This window comes from Clavibacter lycopersici, from assembly GCF_003576405.1.
In the GTDB taxonomy this organism is placed as follows: domain Bacteria; phylum Actinomycetota; class Actinomycetes; order Actinomycetales; family Microbacteriaceae; genus Clavibacter; species Clavibacter lycopersici.
In genome coordinates this window covers 1-1,035 of the sequence record NZ_QWGT01000431.1, presented here as the reverse complement: position 1 = coordinate 1,035, position 1,035 = coordinate 1, and the positions used below count along the sequence as shown (strand labels likewise).

Genomic DNA, 1,035 nt, shown 5'->3' with positions numbered 1-1,035 from the left:
AGCGCCGCCCCTCCCGCCGCGCGCGCCCCCTGCTCATCCCGGGGATCGCGGTGGCCATCGCGCTCGCGGGCGCCGGCACCGCCTACGCCGTGTTCACCGACCGCGCCACGTCGCGCCTCGCGGTGGGCGCGGGTGCCGTGGAGCTCGACTGGGGTGGAGGCGGAGCGGATCAGCTCGCCGTCCCGATCGCCGGGCTGCGGCCGGGCGACGCCCAGGTGCGACTCGTGGACCTCGCGAACACCGGCACCGTCGCCGCGGCGGAGCTCGTCGTCACGCTCGGCGGCACGGCCGTGGCCGGCACGTCGGACGGCCTCCAGGTGGCGATCGACCGCTGCACCGTCGCGTGGACCGGGGCCCCCGGCACCGCGGTGTGCGCCGGCACGACGACCTCCGTGGTGGCCGACCGCCCCGCCGTCGGACGCGTCGCGCTGCCCGACTCCCCCGCCCGGGCCGTCGGAGGCCGGGACCACCTGCGTCTCACGGTGCGGCTCGCCACCTCGGCGCCGCCGAGCGCGCAGGGCGTCACCGGATCCGTGACCCTGCGGGTCGACGGCAACCAGCGCCCGGGCATGCAGCGCTGACGCTCCGCCGCCCGTCGACGGCCGGCCCGGCTCCCAAGATCACGAAAGCATCACGGGACCCATCGGCCGGGACGGGGGCGCCGAAGGACCCTGCGACTCCAACCGGCGACCACGTCGGCCGCCCTGACCGTAAGGATCCACCATGCGCAACCTCACCAAGTCCGTCTTCGGCCTCGCCACCGCGGGCTTCCTCGTCGTCGGCCTCGCGGCCTGCTCGACCCCCGCCGAGACCCCCTCGTCCTCCTCGTCCGCCGCGCCGTCCGCGTCGGCCACGACCGAGGCGAACCCCACGCCTCTCGCGGAGATCCCCACCCTGACCGGCGTCGACACGCAGGTCACCCTCGACTCCGGCTTCACCGGCGCCCTCACGACGCTGGGCCTGACCCCCGGCGTGATCGGCACCGCGACCCTCGACGGCGCCACCGGCACCCTCGCGTTCCCCATCACCGGCGGC

General features: G+C 76.8%; 1 protein-coding gene and 1 pseudogene. Both read left to right on the top strand.

Features of this window, described 5'->3' with window-relative positions:
* Positions 1–581, top strand: a 581-nt coding sequence (locus DZG00_RS15745) for a TasA family protein (protein ID WP_119455834.1), incomplete at its 5' end; no start/stop codon positions are given.
* Positions 582–723: 142 nt separating this feature from the next.
* Positions 724–1,035 (top strand): annotated as a pseudogene (locus DZG00_RS15740) (hypothetical protein); the annotation flags it as partial.